The organism is Uliginosibacterium flavum (genome assembly GCF_040566545.1).
GTDB classification, from domain to species: Bacteria; Pseudomonadota; Gammaproteobacteria; order Burkholderiales; family Rhodocyclaceae; genus Uliginosibacterium; species Uliginosibacterium flavum.
The window spans coordinates 265,552-281,248 of the sequence record NZ_JBEWZI010000003.1; the positions used below are offsets into that span (position 1 = coordinate 265,552).

General features: G+C 62.0%; 17 protein-coding genes. 9 read left to right on the forward strand and 8 right to left on the reverse strand.

Going from position 1 to position 15,697, the window contains the following annotated elements; genetic code table 11:
- Positions 1 to 38: 38 nt before the first annotated feature.
- Both ABXR19_RS04565 and ABXR19_RS04570 read left to right on the forward strand, forming a co-directional pair.
- Complete coding sequence (locus ABXR19_RS04565) at positions 39 to 1,436, forward strand: NAD(P)/FAD-dependent oxidoreductase (RefSeq protein WP_354599911.1); 1,398 nt, start codon at positions 39 to 41, stop codon at positions 1,434 to 1,436.
- Positions 1,437 to 1,557: 121 nt separating this feature from the next.
- The gene (locus tag ABXR19_RS04570) at positions 1,558 to 2,067 is read left to right on the forward strand and encodes a hypothetical protein (RefSeq protein ID WP_354599912.1); all 510 of its coding nucleotides are present in this window, start codon (positions 1,558 to 1,560) and stop codon (positions 2,065 to 2,067) included.
- A gap of 150 nt (positions 2,068 to 2,217) precedes the next feature.
- Here ABXR19_RS04570 and ABXR19_RS04575 read toward each other — a convergent pair whose 3' ends face one another.
- From ABXR19_RS04575 to ABXR19_RS04590, 4 genes are all read right to left on the reverse strand, one after another.
- Complete coding sequence (locus ABXR19_RS04575) at positions 2,218 to 3,411, reverse strand: MFS transporter (RefSeq protein WP_354599913.1); 1,194 nt, start codon at positions 3,409 to 3,411, stop codon at positions 2,218 to 2,220.
- Positions 3,412 to 3,664: 253 nt separating this feature from the next.
- Positions 3,665 to 4,384 carry a ribonuclease PH gene (gene rph, locus ABXR19_RS04580; protein WP_354599914.1) on the reverse strand — a complete coding sequence of 240 codons (720 nt, stop codon included), beginning with the start codon at positions 4,382 to 4,384 and terminating at the stop codon, positions 3,665 to 3,667.
- A 73-nt stretch (positions 4,385 to 4,457) separates the two neighbouring features.
- The gene (locus ABXR19_RS04585; RefSeq protein WP_354599915.1) at positions 4,458 to 5,384 is read right to left on the reverse strand and encodes a PP2C family protein-serine/threonine phosphatase; all 927 of its coding nucleotides are present in this window, start codon (positions 5,382 to 5,384) and stop codon (positions 4,458 to 4,460) included.
- Positions 5,381 to 6,334: a serine/threonine protein kinase gene (locus ABXR19_RS04590; protein WP_354599916.1), complete on the reverse strand. Its 954-nt coding sequence runs from the start codon at positions 6,332 to 6,334 to the stop codon at positions 5,381 to 5,383. The genes ABXR19_RS04585 and ABXR19_RS04590 overlap by 4 nt, the downstream gene beginning before the upstream one ends.
- Before the next feature lie 92 nt (positions 6,335 to 6,426).
- Here ABXR19_RS04590 and ABXR19_RS04595 point away from each other — a divergent pair, with 92 nt between their 5' ends.
- The 6 genes from ABXR19_RS04595 to ABXR19_RS04620 all read left to right on the forward strand — a co-directional run bounded on the left by ABXR19_RS04595 (position 6,427) and on the right by ABXR19_RS04620 (position 12,131).
- Entirely contained in the window at positions 6,427 to 7,293 is an 867-nt protein-coding gene (locus ABXR19_RS04595; RefSeq protein WP_354599917.1) for a YicC/YloC family endoribonuclease, read from the forward strand.
- 3 nt (positions 7,294 to 7,296) lie between these two features.
- A complete protein-coding gene (gene gmk, locus ABXR19_RS04600) occupies positions 7,297 to 7,905 on the forward strand; it encodes a guanylate kinase (protein ID WP_354599918.1) in 609 nt (202 codons plus the stop codon).
- Between the two features lie 20 nt (positions 7,906 to 7,925).
- Positions 7,926 to 8,132, forward strand: a complete 207-nt coding sequence (gene rpoZ, locus ABXR19_RS04605) for a DNA-directed RNA polymerase subunit omega (protein ID WP_435594295.1) — start codon at positions 7,926 to 7,928, stop codon at positions 8,130 to 8,132.
- A 36-nt stretch (positions 8,133 to 8,168) separates the two neighbouring features.
- Positions 8,169 to 10,448 carry a RelA/SpoT family protein gene (locus ABXR19_RS04610; RefSeq protein ID WP_354599919.1) on the forward strand — a complete coding sequence of 760 codons (2,280 nt, stop codon included), beginning with the start codon at positions 8,169 to 8,171 and terminating at the stop codon, positions 10,446 to 10,448.
- Positions 10,449 to 10,472: 24 nt separating this feature from the next.
- Positions 10,473 to 10,655, forward strand: coding sequence for a DUF3460 family protein (locus ABXR19_RS04615; RefSeq protein WP_354599920.1), 183 nt, complete (start codon positions 10,473 to 10,475; stop codon positions 10,653 to 10,655).
- A gap of 96 nt (positions 10,656 to 10,751) precedes the next feature.
- A complete protein-coding gene (locus ABXR19_RS04620; RefSeq protein ID WP_354599921.1) occupies positions 10,752 to 12,131 on the forward strand; it encodes an exonuclease domain-containing protein in 1,380 nt (459 codons plus the stop codon).
- Positions 12,132 to 12,244: 113 nt separating this feature from the next.
- On the opposite strand, the gene ABXR19_RS04625 is transcribed toward ABXR19_RS04620, so the two are convergent.
- Together ABXR19_RS04625 and ABXR19_RS04630 are read right to left on the reverse strand one after the other, a co-directional pair.
- Positions 12,245 to 13,108: a DMT family transporter gene (locus ABXR19_RS04625; protein WP_354599922.1), complete on the reverse strand. Its 864-nt coding sequence runs from the start codon at positions 13,106 to 13,108 to the stop codon at positions 12,245 to 12,247.
- Between the two features lie 64 nt (positions 13,109 to 13,172).
- A complete protein-coding gene (locus ABXR19_RS04630; RefSeq protein WP_354599923.1) occupies positions 13,173 to 13,898 on the reverse strand; it encodes a YebC/PmpR family DNA-binding transcriptional regulator in 726 nt (241 codons plus the stop codon).
- Positions 13,899 to 14,022: 124 nt separating this feature from the next.
- Between ABXR19_RS04630 and ABXR19_RS04635 the strand changes: the two genes are divergently transcribed.
- Positions 14,023 to 14,679: a hypothetical protein gene (locus ABXR19_RS04635; protein ID WP_354599924.1), complete on the forward strand. Its 657-nt coding sequence runs from the start codon at positions 14,023 to 14,025 to the stop codon at positions 14,677 to 14,679.
- A gap of 125 nt (positions 14,680 to 14,804) precedes the next feature.
- On the opposite strand, the gene ABXR19_RS04640 is transcribed toward ABXR19_RS04635, so the two are convergent.
- The gene (locus tag ABXR19_RS04640; protein WP_354599925.1) at positions 14,805 to 15,221 is read right to left on the reverse strand and encodes a hypothetical protein; all 417 of its coding nucleotides are present in this window, start codon (positions 15,219 to 15,221) and stop codon (positions 14,805 to 14,807) included.
- A complete protein-coding gene (locus ABXR19_RS04645) occupies positions 15,211 to 15,690 on the reverse strand; it encodes a hypothetical protein (protein WP_354599926.1) in 480 nt (159 codons plus the stop codon). Before ABXR19_RS04645 ends, ABXR19_RS04640 begins: the two co-directional genes overlap by 11 nt.
- Positions 15,691 to 15,697 lie beyond the last annotated feature (7 nt).

The window sequence follows — 15,697 nt, forward strand, 5'->3', positions numbered from 1 at the left end:
CTGATAATAGGGTTTCGCCCCAAGCTTCAGGAGAGAACATGGATAAGCCAATGCCGGGATCAAGCGCCGCTACGAGCGCCTCCCCAAACGATATGCCACAGAGTTTCAACAGCCAGTCTCCGGATGTGCTGATCATCGGCGGCGGGCCGGCTGGTTCGGCCGCTGCGACGATACTGGCCGAGCGCGGCCATGACGTGGTGATGCTGGAAAAGGCGCAGCACCCGCGCTTTCACATCGGTGAATCGCTGCTGCCGATGAATATGCCCTTGTTCGACCGACTCGGTGTGCGCGCCGAGATCGAGAAGATCGGCATCACCAAGTACGGCGTCGAGTTCGTGTCGCCCTGGCACGATCACACCAGCGATCTGGTCTTTGCCGATGCGATGGACAAGTCCTTTCCGTTTTCCTTTCATGTGCGCCGTTCGGAATTCGACGAAGTGCTGTTCCGTCACGCAGCCAAGCGGGGTGTGCGCACCTTTGAAGGCCAGCGCGCCACCCACGTCGACATGGACGCTGGCAAGGGCGGCGACGAGCGCGCGCTGGTCAAGGTCAAGGCCAGTGACGGCAGCGAAACCGAATGGCGCCCGCGCTTCGTGATCGACGCCAGCGGCCGCGATACGCTGCTTTCCAACCAGTTCGGCATCAAGCAGCGTAACCCGGATCACAGCAGCGCCGCGCTGTTTGGCCACTTCACCGGCGCGGTGCGCGGCAAGGGTCGACGCGAAGGGAACATCACGATTTTCTGGTTTGATCATGGCTGGTTCTGGTACATCCCGCTGCGTGACGGCACGGTCAGCGTCGGCGCGGTGGCTTCGCCAGCCTACTTCAAGAACCGCAAGAGCGATCCCTCGAACTTCCTGATGGAAACCATCGCGCTGGTGCCGCGTCTGGCGGATCGCCTGAAGGACGCGACGATGGTCGAGCCGGCCACCGCCACCGGCAATTTTTCCTACAACTCGGCCTATTGCCGGGGTGAGCGTTTTGCCATGATCGGCGACGCGTATGCCTTCGTTGATCCGATGTTTTCTTCCGGTGTCTTCCTCGCCATGAACAGCGCCTTCGAAGCCGCCACGGCGGTGGATTTCTGGTTGCGTGGCGAGAAGAAGCTGGCCGAAAAAGCCTTCCGCCAGTTCGAGCGCGTCATGGGCCACGGCCCGAAAATGTTCTCCTGGTTCATCTATCGCATCACCTCGCCGGCGATCCGCAAGATCTTCATGCAGCCGCAGAACGTCTGGCGCATGCAGGAGGCCGTCGTCTCGATCCTGGCTGGCGACATCTTCCGCAACACCCCCGTCGGCCCGCGCCTGCTCGGCTTCAAGTTCATCTACTACTGCTCCTGCCTGACCTTGCTGCCGCAAGCCATCAAGACCTGGGCCTGGCGTCGGCGCAATCACAAGGAGTCGCTGGCGGCTGTCGCAGCGGAGGCTGTGGACTGATGCCTGCCTGAAGAGCCCCGCCTGACGGGCATCTTCAGGCTGATGCCTTGAAGATACCCGCTGCGCTTGGCTGTGCGCAATGTATGCTTGAAAAGGCGCGCCGGACGCTACAATCCGGGCCATGACATCAAACAGCACGAACGAGGCTTTCGAGCCTGAAACCCCCGCCACCATCAATGAGCCGCGACTGTGGCGCGACAAGGGCTGGACCGCCCGCGTGATCAAGAATCAGGATGACGACGGCTGGGCCGTCGAGATGATTCTGGACGGCGAACCGGAGCCCGCGCTGGTCGGCCCGTGGACCATGGGTCGCGACAAGAAGAATCCCAAACCGCTGGATTCATCGGCCTTCAGCACCCTGGTCAAGACCGCTTCGGAAGTGCTCCGGCGCAGCGAACAGCACGCGCACGCGATGCTCCACAAAAGCCTGTCGATCAACACGGACGACGGGCGTATCGATGTGAATCTGGACATCGTGCCCGACGAGGACGATCCCTATGCGGTGCTCAGCGCCCGAAATGCGGCGGGCGAGCAGCTGGCGCAGGTGCGTGTGGGGCCGGAATTCAAGTTCAGCATCGCCAATGCCACCGCCTGGATCGAGGCGGATTTCCGCCGGCCGGGTGGTGATTGAGATTTTTGTAGGAGCTAGCGAAGCTGACGATTCAGGCGTGAATTGGGGCACAACACCATCGCCGGCTTCGCTAGCTCCTACGGGGTTCCGACAGACGAAAATTGTCTGAAATTGTCAGCTTGTCGAAAAATATTCAGCATCTAAGGCGAGTCAGACGTCCCGTTCAGGCTCTTCCTGACTCAGCCTGTAACCGCGCCGCGCCTGCCAGCCGGAATAGCCGGCAATGCTGCCGATGATCAGGAAGACTGGCGCGGCGCCGAACAGGCCGGCCAGCGCGCCGAAACAGGACGGGCCGGTGAGGCCCATGAAATTGCCCATCATTGCGCGCAGGCCGGCGCCTTCGCCGGCTTTGCCCGGCGGCATGGCGCGGTAGATCAGACTCAGGATGTTGGGCTGACCGACACCCGCGGCGAGGCCGAAAATGAAGCCCAGCGCAGCTTGCAGATAGACATTGTGCACCAGCGGAAGCAGGCAGAAGGTCGCGGCGGTGAGGGCGAAGGCCAGACTCAGCATGCGCCATTCCGACAGGCGCCGCGACAACCAGGGCAGCAGGGCGCGCACCGCGAAAGTGCCGACCGCAAAGCAGGACAGAATCATGCCGATGGTGGTGGCGGAGAGGCCGCGCTCATTGCCCAGCACCGGCGTCATGAAAGCAAAACCGTCATAGGCCAGCGAGATGGCCATGGTCAGCAGATAGATGCGCAACAGGCGCGGATTGCTGAAAACCATCCGCACGATGCTGCCGCCACCACTCTGGGCTTTGCGCTGCGCACCGACCCCGCCGGGCACGTCGACACAGAAGGACACCAGCAGGCTGCCGCAGACAATCACGGCCAGGGTCAGATAGGCGGAGGCGAAGCCGCCGTGATCGATCATGAAGCCGGCGATACTGGGGCCGCCCACCGCCGCCACGGAATTGCCCATGGCCAGCCAGCCGAGCATGCCGACACGCTCGCCCTCGCGTTCGAAGGGCATGATACTGACCGCCACATTGGCCGCCAGCATGTAGCTGGCAAAACCCAGACCGCAGACAATCGCCGCACCCAGCACGGTGAACAGCCCGGGTGCCAGGGCTGGCGTAAACAGGCCGGCAATCATCAGCATCTGGCTGATACGCATGACCCGGCGCGGGCCGACTTTGTCGATCCAGCGCCCCATGTGGAGCGAGAGGATTGCCGGCAGCAGACTGAAACTGCTGTAAGCCACGCCGGCCAGCGCTTCCGAGCCGTTGTACTTGAGCATGAACAGCGACGCGGCCACTCGCCCGCCACCCATGGTGACGTGGGCCAGCATGGATACGGCGATCAGGGAAAAAATCTGGATCTGGTTACGCGAGAACTGCATGACAGGATTCTATAGAGGCGGGCTGATGAAGTCTGGTTGTGTAGCCTGGATGCAGCGTAGCGGAATCCGGGACGACCGCCCCTTATCTCCCGCAAAAGCCCCTGATTCCGCTGGGCGAAGCCCGGCTTATCCTGAGGTCGAAGGACTGCATGCCGGGCGGCGTTCGTGGGCTTGTGTACCACTGTGCCCAAGAGCCTCACCCAGCCTGCCTCTTCAGCCTGCCTGTCTGAACAGGCAGGCGCAGCGCGATTCTTCAGCCAGCCACGGCCTGCTTCTGCAAGGCGACCAGCTGCTGGATGCCCTGATCGGCCAGCGCCAGCAGGCTGTCGAGTTCGCTGCGGGCAAACGGCGCGCCCTCGGCCGTGCCCTGCACTTCAACGAAGCCGCCGCTACCGGTTATCACCACGTTCATGTCGGTATCGCAGGCCGAATCTTCCGGGTAATCCAGATCCAGCACCGGCGTGCCTTCGAACATGCCCACCGACACGGCGGCGACCCAATCCTTGAGCGGCGAGGCCGACAGCTTGCCGGCCGCGATCAGGCCTTGCAGTGCATCGTGCAGGGCCACGCAGGCACCGGTGATCGACGCGGTGCGCGTGCCGCCATCGGCCTGCAGCACGTCGCAATCAATGGTGATCTGGCGCTCACCCAGCGCCTTCATGTCCACCACGGCACGCAGGCTGCGGCCGATCAGGCGCTGGATTTCCTGGGTGCGCCCGCTCTGCTTGCCCTTGGCCGCCTCACGCGCCATGCGCGTATGCGTGGAACGCGGCAGCATGCCGTATTCAGCCGTGACCCAGCCTTCGCCCTTGCCACGCAAGAACGGCGGCACGTTTTCTTCAACACTGGCCGTGCACAGCACCTTGGTGTTGCCGAATTCGATCAGCACTGAACCTTCGGCATGGCAGGTGTAATTGCGGGTAATGCGCACATCGCGCAGTTGGGCGGGGAGGCGGTTTGAGGGTCGGGTCATGGCGAGTACGGAGAAGGAAGAAGGGTAAAGGAACGGGGCGCCGCAGCGCCCCGTTCCTGATGTCACGGCGAAGTTATTTGCCCGGGTCGAATTTGGAATACTTTTGAATCGCCAGGTTGATCTCGTTGATCGCCTTTTCGATGTCGGAATCGCTCAGATTCGCGGCTTCGGGGCGGGTGCGGTTGAAGCCTTCCATCTTGGTGGTGATTCCGTCCATGGGCATGGTGTCGGTGGAGATGGTCGAGGCCTGACCTTCGGCATAGTCGTCATGCCAGCGCATGGCCAGCATCGACAGGTTGTCGCAGGTCAGCCCGCCGTGGGCTTCGGCCAGATCCAGCAGACGTGGCGAGGCGTCAAGGACGTTGGCTTCGCCGAGGCGTTCGGTGAAGTCTTCATTGGTGAGGTTGCCCCACACGCCATCGCTGCAGATCGCGATCAGATCGTTGGCGAACAAAGGTACGGGCGAGGAGAATTCGATCTGTGGTGAATGTGTGCCGCCCAGGCAGCTGAAGATGCGGTTGCGCGCGGGGTGGCGGGCGGCGGCTTCTTCATCGATCAGGCCTTGGTCGAGCATCATCTGCAGGCGCGAGTGATCCTTGGTCTGCTGTGCAATGCGGCCACGGCGGATCAGGTACAGGCGCGAATCGCCTGCGTGTGCCCAGTAGGCCACGCTGTTCTGGATCAGGCAGGCGACGATGGTGGTGCGCGGCGCCTCGGGCAGGCTCTTGTCGAAGGCGTAATCCTGAATTGCAGCATGGGCGTTGCCCAGACAGCGCGACAGGAACATCAGCTCGTCCGCGATCTGCGGCTTGGCCGCGCGCTGGAAGGATTCGATGATGTATTGCACGGCGATCTGCGCGGCGATTTCGCCATGCAGGTGGCCGCCCATGCCATCGGCCACCACCAGCAGCAGGGCTTCGCGCGTGTAGCTGTAGGCCACCCGATCCTGATTATTCGGGCGGGCGCCGGGACGGCTTTCCTGGTAGATCGTAAACTTCATGATTTACCCAACAAGGTTCGCAAGTACTGGGTTGTCTTGCCCAGCAGAGAGGTAGGCGCCACCTGCGCGACGAAGCGGGTGCGGGTGAGCAGTTCTTTTTGCAGGGCGTAAACGCTCTGCGGTCGTTCCAGCGGGTTGATTGCCAGACACCAGTCGATGGTCTCCAGCAGGTGCGGCGAGTACTGCCCGGCCCAGCGCTTCACTGCCGGCTCCAGCAGGTCCTTCTTGATGCGCTCATCCGAGCGCTGCGGTGCCACGCCAGCCAGACAAGCATACATCGCCGCGCCAGTGCTGTAGATGTCGCTCCACGGGCCGAGGTTGTCGCGATCCGTGAATTGCTCGGGCGGGGCGAAGCCGGGCGTGTACATCGGCTTGAGCATCGGCTGGTCCTGCGCCAAGGTCTGGCGGGCCGCGCCGAAATCCAGCAAGACAGGTGTGCCGTCGTTGCGCAGGTAGATGTTGGACGGCTTGATATCCAGATGCAGCAGCTTGTGTGTATGCACCTCGCGCAGGCCATTGAGCATGCGGGTGAACACGCCGCGAATGAAACGCTCCTTGATATGGCCTTTATTGCGCTGGATGAAATCCTGCAGGGTACGGCCGCGCTCGAACTGCATGACCATGTAGACAGTGCCGTTGGCGCGGAAAAAATTCAGCACGCGCACGACATTCGGATGCAGCAGCTTGGCCAGCGAGCGGCCTTCTTCGAAAAAACACTTCATGCCGTAACGGAACGCGGCCTGATGCTCCTCGTCGATCTGCGGCTCGATCTCGCCCGCCTTGCGTAGCGACAGCGAGTTCGGCAGATATTCCTTGATCGCGACCGGCTTGCCTTCCTGATCCGTAGCCAGATACACGATCGAAAACCCGCCCAGACTGAGCTGCTGTTCGATGCGGTATTGCTCCAGCTGAAAGCCGGGTGGCAGGGCGCTATTAACTTGAGACGACATGTGTCCGGGCGTTATTATCCGAGTTCAATCGATTTTCAGGCTTTGTCCGCACACTGTAAAGGCGGATACACCTGTACCAGGAAAGAATCCCGATGGTATTCAGCATGACCGGCTACGCGACATTGTCGCGTAATGTAGGCAACGCCTCCCTGCAGATCGAACTGCGCAGCGTGAATTCGCGCTACCTGGATCTGGCCTTCCGCATCGTCGAAGAACTCCGCTTTGCAGAGCCCCTAGTGCGCGAGCAGATCAACGCCAGCGTATCACGCGGCAAGCTGGAATGTCGCATGAGTTTGCAGGCGGTAGGCGCCGCTACAACAGGCCTCACGATCAATACTGCCATGCTGGAGCAGCTCAAAACGGCTCAGGCCAGCGTGCGCGCGATCTTGCCGGAAGCTGCCCCGATGTCCGCTGGTGAAATCCTGCGCTACCCAGGCGTACTGGCCGAAAACGGGCTGGAAAACGACAAACTGGCGGCGGAAGTGCAGGCGATTGCCAAGGCGGCGATTGAAGAATTGCGTGCTTCCCGCGCCCGTGAAGGCGAAAAACTGGTGACTTCACTGCGTGAGCGTGTCGCCCTGATGCGCGAACGTGTTGCCGTCGCCGCACCCATCGTGCCCGCTGCCGTGGCCGAATACCGCGAGCGCCTTACCGCCAAGCTGCGCGAAGCCGTCGCCAGCCTGGATGAAGACCGCATCCGGCAGGAGGTGACCTTGTTCGCCCAGCGCGCCGACGTGGCCGAAGAAGTGACGCGCCTGTCTGCCCATCTGGACGAAGTCGAACGCGTACTGAACAAGGGTGGCGCGGTCGGCAAGCGTCTGGATTTCCTGATGCAGGAACTCAATCGCGAAGCCAACACGCTCGGTTCCAAGGCCGTTTCGCCCAAATTGACGGAAATTTCGGTCGATCTGAAGGTCTATATCGAGCAGATGCGCGAACAAGTGCAGAATCTGGAGTAATCCATGGCCGGCTCTCTTTTCATCGTCGCTGCACCTTCGGGTGCTGGCAAGACCACTCTGGTACGCGGCCTGCTGTCGCGTGATGCGGCGGTGCGCCTGTCGGTGTCCTACACGACGCGCGCGCCGCGCGATGGCGAGGTCAATGGCGTCGCTTACAACTTCACCGATGCCACTGATTTCCAGGCCCGGCGGGATCGGGGTGAGTTTCTGGAGTGGGCCGAGGTGCACGGAAATTTTTACGCCACCTCGCGTCAGTGGCTGGAAGATCAGCTCGCTGGCGGCCATGATGTGCTGCTGGAAATCGACTGTCAGGGCGCCGAGCAGGTGCGCCAGATCTTCCCGCAGGCGGTCAGCATCTTCATTCTGCCGCCCAGCTTCGAGGTGCTGGAAAAGCGCTTGCGCGGGCGCGGCACCGACAGTGAAGAGGTGATTGCTCTGCGCCTGACCGGTGCCCGTGACGAAATGCGTCAGGTGGATCGCTTCGACTACGTTATAATTAACAATGACTTGCAAGTCGCGCTGGACGAGCTCTCCACCGTCGTCCGTGCCGCACGATTGCGTACCCCGCTGATGCGGCTGCGCAACCCGGCAAGTTTTCTCCCTGCTGTCTGAAAATTATAAGGAACGCCATCATGGCCCGTATCACTGTCGACGAATGCCTGTACATGATCCCCAACCGCTTCGAGCTGACCCTGGCCGCGACCTATCGTGCGCGCCAGCTCACGGCCGGCAGCACCCCACTGGTCGAGAATGATCGTGACAAGCCCACCGTCGTCGCCCTGCGTGAAATCGCTGCCGGCAAGATCGGCCGCGAGATGCTCACCCGCAGCCAGTCCTGATCCGTACCGGGCGCGCGCAGCCTGCCGGAGAGCACAATGGAGCCCAGCCCTGTTGCCAGCCCCATTGCCAGCCCCGCCGCTACGCCGCCTGATTCGACCCTGTCTGCAAATCATGTGGGCAGTGCGCTTGCTGCGAGTGAATTCGTAGAAGCCGTCGAATTCGCCCGCCTGCGTGCGCAAGCCGCACGCTACCTCAAGCCTGAAGACCTCGAACGCCTCGAAGCCGCCTACGCGCTGGCCACCCAGGCGCACGCCGGTCAATTCCGCATCAGTGGCGAGCCTTACGTCTCGCATCCGCTGGCGGTGGCTGAAATCCTGTCGCAATGGCATCTGGATGCGCAGGCCCTGATCGGCGGTTTGCTCCACGACGTGATGGAAGATTCGGACGTCACCAAGGCCGATATCGAGGCGCAGTTTGGCAAGATCGCGGCCGAGCTGGTCGATGGCGTCTCCAAACTCGACCGCATCGAATTCAAGACCTATCAGGAAGCGCAGGCCGAGAACTATCGCAAGATGTTCCTCGCCATGGCGCGTGACGTGCGCGTCATCCTGATCAAGCTGGCGGATCGCCTGCACAACATGCGCACGCTGGACGCGGTGCGCCCGGACAAGCGCCGGCGCATTGCCCGCGAGACGCTGGAAATCTTCGCGCCGATTGCCAACCGCCTCGGCCTGAATACGCTGTATCGCGAGCTGCAGGAACTCTCGTTCAAGAACACCTATCCGCTGCGCTACCGCGTGCTGGCCAAGGCGCTACGCACCGTACGCGGCGACCGGCGCGAACTGGTTGCCAAGCTGATGACCAACATGCGCGAGCGCCTGCCCGCCTGGGGCGTGGATGCCGAGGTGTACGGGCGCGAGAAACATCTGTTCGGCATCTACCGCAAGATGATCGAAAAGCGCCTGGGCTTCGAACAGGTGCTGGATATTTATGGCTTCCGCATTCTGGTGAAAGACATTGCCAGCTGCTATCTGGCGCTGGGCGCGTTGCACGAGCTGTATAAACCCGTGCCGGGCAAGATGAAGGATTACATCGCCCTGCCTAAGGCCAACGGCTATCAATCTCTGCACACTACCGTGATCGGCCCGCAGGGTATGCCGGTCGAAGTCCAGATCCGCACCAGCGAAATGCATTCCGTGGCCGAGTCTGGCGTCGCCTCGCACTGGATGTACAAGGAAGACAACGCCGAATCGCTGACCGATCTGCAGCGCAAAACGCACAACTGGCTGCAATCCCTGCTGGAGTTGCAGTCCTCCTCCGGTGATTCCTCCGAGTTTCTGGAGCACGTCAAGATTGACCTGTTTCCCGGCGATGTCTTCGTGTTCACCCCCAAGGGTCAGATCCGCAACCTGCCGCGCGGCGCTACCCCGGTCGATTTTGCCTACGCGGTGCACACCGATGTCGGCAACCGCTGCGTGGCCTGCAAGATCAATGGCGAAATGCGCCCGCTGCGCACCGAATTGAAAAACGGCGATCAGGTCGAAATCACCACCGCCCAGCATGCGCACCCGAACCCGGCTTGGCTATCGTATGTGCGCACCGGCAAGGCCCGCGCCGAGATCCGCCACTTCCTCAAGACCGTCCAGCAGGAAGAGGCCACCCATCTGGGCGAGCGCCTGCTGTCGCAATCCATCCGGCACCTCGGCCTGCACATGGCGGATATCGGCAGCATCGCGTGGGATCGCTTTCTCAAAGAGTTTTCTGCCAAGGCACGCGAAGACATCCACACCGATATCGGCCTGGGCAAACGTCTCGCTGCCGTGGTTGCGCGTCGCCTCGCCGACCTGCAGGATGAGCAGGCGGCTGCCAACGGCGAGGCCAGCGCCAGCAAACCGCGCACTCCGACGCCGATCCTGATCCAGGGCGGTGAAGGCATGGCGGTGCAGATGGCGCGTTGCTGTCGCCCGATTCCCGGCGACCCGATTGTCGGCCTGCTGAAGAAGGGCCAGGGGCTGGAAGTGCACCTCAACGACTGCCCCATCCTCACGCGCAATCATTCCTCCGAGCGCGACCGCTGGATCGATGTCGAATGGGAAGCCGGTACCGAACGCCTGTTTGACGTCGGCATCCGCGTGCTGATTCACCACCGCCGCGGCGTGCTGGCCCGTGTTGCCGCCTCGATTGCCGATCAGGAAGCCAATATCCAGAATGTAAACATGGAAAGTGATCGTGGTGCTGAGACCATCATTCACTTCACCATCCAGGTCAAAAACCGCCCGCACCTCGCCCGCATCATGCGTGCCGTGCGCCACATCCCCGACGTGGTGCGCATCGTGCGCGAACGCAGTGGCGACAAGCCCGCTGACAAACGCTGAATATCACCCCAGAGAGAAAACAAAATGGCCTACGTGTCCGATTTCACCAAATTCATCAACGCCTGGATGGCCGAGCATCCCGAAGAGCTTGAAGAGCAGAAGAAGGGTCGTGCCCTTTGGTGGGACAAGCCGCAGACCCCGGCCGAGCAGCAGGCCAACCTGGCGTCGAAAGTCGCGCAGAAGCCTTATCCGTATCAGGCGGATTAAGGCGGGCTCTGCAAGTTTTGGGCTGGGCCGGACAGTGCCGGTGTCCAGCCCAATCCTTTTCAACCCCCGGATTCCCGTTCTAAATTTCCCGTCCTCATGCACCTTCCCCGCCTCGCCATCGTCGATCTCGAAACCACCGGCGCCGACCCGAGCCGGGATCGCATCACCGAAATCGCCATCCTGATTACCGAGGGCGATCAGCTCATCGAGACCTGGACCTCGCTGGTCAATCCCGGCATGCCGATCCCGCAGCGCATTCAGGATCTGATCGGCATCACGGACGAGATGGTGGCCGCTGCGCCGCCCTTCGAGATGCTCGCAGAGCAAGTACTGGCGCGGCTCTCCGATGTGGTCTTCGTGGCTCACAATGCCCGCTTTGACTACAACTTCCTGCGCGCCGCCTTTGATCGCATGGGGTTGGTGTGGACCGCGCCAGTGCTATGCACAGTGAAATTTTCGCGCGCGCTCGACCCGGAGTTTCCGCGTCACGGCCTCGACGCCCTGATCGAGCGCCACGGCTACACCATCGATGCGCGCCACCGTGCGCTGGATGATGCCCAGATCGTCTGGCGTTTTCTCGGCGACTCACTCAAACGTGCCGACCGGGAGCGTTTGCAAAAGGCCTGGGACAAGGCGCACTCCATCGGCAATGACATGCCGCGCCTGCCGCGTGGTGATCTGGAAGCGCTGCCCGATTCCCCCGGCGCCTGGGTCTATCGCAGTGCTACCGGCCAGTTGCTGGACATTGGTTATGCGCGCGATCTGCGCTCGCAGGTGCTGGGTTTCTTCACCAACACCCGCCACAGCCTGAAGAACAAGAAAGTCGCCGCCGCTGTCGCTGATGTGGAAACCTGGCCTTGTGCCGGCGAGCTGGGTGCCCAGCTCAAGGAACTGCAATTGCTGCGTAGTCTGCGCGATCAGGCCCGCACCCGCGCGCTGGGCTGGCGCTGGATGCGCCGCGCCACGCAGGCGCCGGTGCTGGTGCTGGACGATCTGGCCGGCAGTGATCCGGCCGACTGGCAGGATATTTTCGGCTGCCTGCGCGGCGAGCGCGAAGCCACGATTGCCCTGCAGGAACTATCCCGGCAACACAAGCTGTGCGCTAGCCGGCTCGGCCTGGAGCGCGGTGGTGGCCCTTGTCAGGCCGTGCATCTGGGGCGCTGCAATGGGGTGTGCGTGGGGCGTGAGGCGCCGGAAATCCATGATGCGCGCCTGGCTACCGCACTGGCAGCGCTGCGCATGAAGCCCTGGCCGTTCCCTGGCGCCATCCTCGTGCGCGAACATCATGCCGGCAGCGCGCGCAGCGAAACTCACGTCGTCGATCAATGGTGTTTGCTGGGTAGCGCACAGAGCGAAAGCGCACTCGCCAGTCTGCTGGAGAAGCCGCCGGCGCGGCGCTTCGACGCTGACATCTACCGGATCATCAGCCGCTGGCTGGCGGCGCCTGAACACCTGACGCAAGTTCAGGCCCTGTAAGGAATCAGGCTGAAGAGCCGCATGCAGCGGACTTCTTCAGCCTGTCGTGCTGCTCAGGCCCTGCCAGAAAACCTCTTCAGGCAGGCATGCTGTAGAGGTAAGCGCGGTGCGGCTCAGCGGGCACGTGCCAGCCATACGCCGAATGCGCCCAATGCCATGCCCAGCACGGCCAGCAGCGACATGTATTCGTCAAACAAGGCCCAGGCGCACACCGCCGTGACACTGGGTGTCAAGTAGAAAAGACTCGTCACCTTCACCGCCGAACCACGCCGGATCAGGATGTTGAGCAGGCTGATGGCGCCGAGCGAGAGCATCAGCACCAGCCACAGCAGCGCGAACACGAAAGAGCCGCTCCACACAATGGCGCGCGGTTCGAAGTGCAGAGCCAGCGGCAGCGTGACCAGCAAGCTCGCGGAAAACTGGATCACCGCGCCCGTGCGCAAGTCGAAGCGCGGGCAGAAACGTTTCTGGTACAGCGTGCCCAGCGTAATCCCGAGCAGGGCCACAACCGCCGACACCATTGCGACGGCTGACCACTGACTGGCCAGTCCCGGCGCACGGCTGTGCGTCACCACCAGCGTCACGCCGACGAAGCCCAGCGCCAGACCCTGCCACTGGCGCGGCGTAACCCGCTCGCCCAGCAGCCCGCCCGCCGCCAGCGCGGTAAGGATGGGCTGCAGGCCGACGATCAGGGCCGTCAGCGCCGCCGGCAAACCCAGCTGGATCGCCAGGAACACGCCGCCCAGATAGCTCGCCTGTATCAGCACGCCGGCCACTGCGATATGCGCGACGCTGCGCGTATCCTTTGGCCAGGGCGCACGGAAGATCAGCGCCGCCAGACCCATCAGCGCGATCACCAGCACATAGCGCGCGCTCAGGAAGTGCAGGGCATCGGCATAGGGCAGGCCGTACTTGGCGCCGATGAAACCGGTGCTCCAGAGCAAGACGAAGACGGGGGCGAGGAGGCGTTCGAGCATCAGGAATCCGACAAAGTAAAAAGGCGACGCCGCGCGTCGCCTTTTTTCATCCGCGACAAGCCAATCACGCGTCCATCACCGCCGAGGTGTACACATCCTGCACGTCGTCCAGAATTTCCAGCATGTCGATCAGCTTCTGCATGCGCTCGGCATCTTCACCGGCCAGTTCGGTCTCGTTCAGCGCCTTCATCGTCACTTCGCCGAACTCGGCTTTGAAGCCCGCGGCTTCGAGGGCTTCCTTCACGTTGGTGAATTCCCAGGGCCCGGTAATGACTTCGAAGCTGCCATCGTCGTTGCTCACCACGTCGTCGGCACCGGCTTCGAGGCCGGCTTCCACCAATGCGTCTTCATTCGTGCCAGGCGCAAAAATCAGCGAGCCGCAGTGCTTGAACTGGAAGGCCACGCTGCCGTCGGTGCCCATGTTGCCGCCATACTTGTTGAAGGCGTGGCGCACATCAGCCACCGTGCGCACTTTGTTGTCGGTCAGGCAGTCGACCATCACCGCCGCGCCGCCGATGCCGTAACCCTCGTAGCGCACTTCCTCGTACACCACGCCGTCGAGCTGGCCGGTGCCGCGTTTGATCGCGTTTTCGATGTTGTCCTTGGGCATGGACTCGGCCTTGGCCTTTTCCACCGCCAGACGCAGGCGCGGGTTGCAGCTCATGTCACCGCCGCCCAGTTTGGCGGCTACGGTGACTTCCTTGATCAGTTTGGTGAAGACCTTGCCCCGGCGCGCGTCTTGACGCCCCTTGCGGTGCTGGATATTGGCCCATTTGGAATGACCCGCCATGATTTCCCCTGTTAAAAATTCAGCTAAGGTACAAAGGTCCGGATTATACAACCGCCGATCAGCCGGCCCGCAGGCCGATCATCCATGCCTGCTAGATTAGCCCCACCAAAATTGGAGATTGACCATGACCCGACTGCTTGGCGCCCTGATCTGCGCGTGTTCCCTGTTTGCCCAGACCGCCATGGCGGCCGATACGGTGAGTTTCAATTTCGGCGGCTGCATCGATTCGCGTGAAAAGGCCATCGTCAGCCAAGCGGATCCGGCCCTGCCGGTGATCGTCGAAACCCGTCTGGTCGAAGGCAATCGGGTGATTTTCTACAACCCGACCCGCCTGCCGCAATTGCTGCCGGAAACTCGCGCCTTTCTGTACGCCCACGAATGCGCGTGGACGCGTCTGGGCCTGCCGATTGATCGCGAGCGCAGCGCCGAGAACGCCCGTCGCGCCGATTGCTGGGCGGTGGATACGCTGACCCGGTCGAAAATCCTCAAGGCCGGCGCGCTCGAAGGCATCGAAATGGACCTGGCGATGGTCGCCGACAGCGCCTCGCAACTGCCTGGCCCGGCGCGTGAGCTGAAGCTTGCCTCCTGTGCCGGCGGCCGAGCCCTGTCGCGTCCGTCTGCCAAGGGCAAAGGCAATGTCATCAATACGGATGCCGCCACGGCCAGCCCGGCCTGGAACACCTGCATGCAAGGCTGCGGCAATCGCCTGTACAGCTGTGGCCGTGGTGACGGCTGCAATGCCAGCTTCAATCAATGCACGGCGGCTTGCGGCAGCAAATAGTTTTCTGCAGCACTCCTCATTCGGGCGCGTTAACCGCGCCCGTTTTTTTCGCATGATTGCTTGAAGAGCTGCGCCCCGCTTGCCGGAGCGATGAGCCTGTCTGTAAAGCAAGGCTGGGTGCGGCTCTACAAGGGGATGCTCTTGAAATTCTTCAGCTCGGCCAGACTGCAGCGTGGCAGCCAGATGAAGCCGCACAACCAGTACAAGGCGCTGGAAGCGTAAAAATTCGCCTCGCGATAGATCGGATTGCCCAGCACCGTGTGCCACAGCAGGTAGCTGCCATCCACGGCGAACCAGTAGCAGAAGAGAATCAGCGGCAGCTTCGTCCACTCGCGTCGCCACAGGGCGCGGGCCGAGGGGGCGGCGGTGAGGTAAGTCAGCCCCGCCATGATCAGACTGACGCCGACGTCCCAGTCGCCGATCTCGTAAAACAGTGCGCCGTAGATCAGCCAGCCGAGGCCGATGGCCAGCGTGATGAGTTTCCATGGGCGGCGCAGTTCGTTTGGGGATTCGAGAAGAAGGCTACGAGAGTCAAAAGCCACCGGGCGTCTTCAGCTGATGTCGGAAATATGCGCCATAAGCCCCTCTTCCGTTAAAAACAACAGGATTCAAACCGTCAGGGCAGAGTTGTCGATAACGCGTTCTAAATGCAGTACTGCGTGTTTTCCAAGTGGCTTCGTTTTCACCCAACAGCCAAGGGCTGAGCGTGGCCATCAGTCCAAAAGCATAGAGACATTCAGGGTCGTCCAGGATTCCCTGTTCGAATGTTGTGTAGACCTCGACAAACAGTCCGGGTAGATCGGCGAAGGGCGCGAGGGTTTCATCAAAACCCGTAAGGTGCGGAGGTTCCAGCATGCAGTACCAACTCAGGAAGGCCAGATGAAGCCGCAACTCTCTGTCGCAGGAGCCTGAGCCCCACTCGGCAACCGCGAGTTCAAGCGCAGAGCCGAGTGTCCGCTCTCCATCGTTACTACGATTTTCCAGAGTCAGAATTGAGCTGAGAAGATTCATTCGCATC

Bases quoted from the DNA above. Each gene is read 5' to 3' on its own strand.
- ABXR19_RS04565 (WP_354599911.1), top strand. From the start codon at position 39: ATGGATAAGCCAATGCCGGGATCAAGCGCCGCTACGAGCGCCTCCCCA.
- ABXR19_RS04570 (WP_354599912.1), top strand. From the start codon at position 1,558: ATGACATCAAACAGCACGAACGAGGCTTTCGAGCCTGAAACCCCCGCC.
- ABXR19_RS04575 (WP_354599913.1), bottom strand. From the start codon at position 3,411: ATGCAGTTCTCGCGTAACCAGATCCAGATTTTTTCCCTGATCGCCGTA.
- rph (WP_354599914.1), bottom strand. From the start codon at position 4,384: ATGACCCGACCCTCAAACCGCCTCCCCGCCCAACTGCGCGATGTGCGC.
- ABXR19_RS04585 (WP_354599915.1), bottom strand. From the start codon at position 5,384: ATGAAGTTTACGATCTACCAGGAAAGCCGTCCCGGCGCCCGCCCGAAT.
- ABXR19_RS04590 (WP_354599916.1), bottom strand. From the start codon at position 6,334: ATGTCGTCTCAAGTTAATAGCGCCCTGCCACCCGGCTTTCAGCTGGAG.
- ABXR19_RS04595 (WP_354599917.1), top strand. From the start codon at position 6,427: ATGGTATTCAGCATGACCGGCTACGCGACATTGTCGCGTAATGTAGGC.
- gmk (WP_354599918.1), top strand. From the start codon at position 7,297: ATGGCCGGCTCTCTTTTCATCGTCGCTGCACCTTCGGGTGCTGGCAAG.
- rpoZ (WP_435594295.1), top strand. From the start codon at position 7,926: ATGGCCCGTATCACTGTCGACGAATGCCTGTACATGATCCCCAACCGC.
- ABXR19_RS04610 (WP_354599919.1), top strand. From the start codon at position 8,169: ATGGAGCCCAGCCCTGTTGCCAGCCCCATTGCCAGCCCCGCCGCTACG.
- ABXR19_RS04615 (WP_354599920.1), top strand. From the start codon at position 10,473: ATGGCCTACGTGTCCGATTTCACCAAATTCATCAACGCCTGGATGGCC.
- ABXR19_RS04620 (WP_354599921.1), top strand. From the start codon at position 10,752: ATGCACCTTCCCCGCCTCGCCATCGTCGATCTCGAAACCACCGGCGCC.
- ABXR19_RS04625 (WP_354599922.1), bottom strand. From the start codon at position 13,108: ATGCTCGAACGCCTCCTCGCCCCCGTCTTCGTCTTGCTCTGGAGCACC.
- ABXR19_RS04630 (WP_354599923.1), bottom strand. From the start codon at position 13,898: ATGGCGGGTCATTCCAAATGGGCCAATATCCAGCACCGCAAGGGGCGT.
- ABXR19_RS04635 (WP_354599924.1), top strand. From the start codon at position 14,023: ATGACCCGACTGCTTGGCGCCCTGATCTGCGCGTGTTCCCTGTTTGCC.
- ABXR19_RS04645 (WP_354599926.1), bottom strand. From the start codon at position 15,690: ATGAATCTTCTCAGCTCAATTCTGACTCTGGAAAATCGTAGTAACGAT.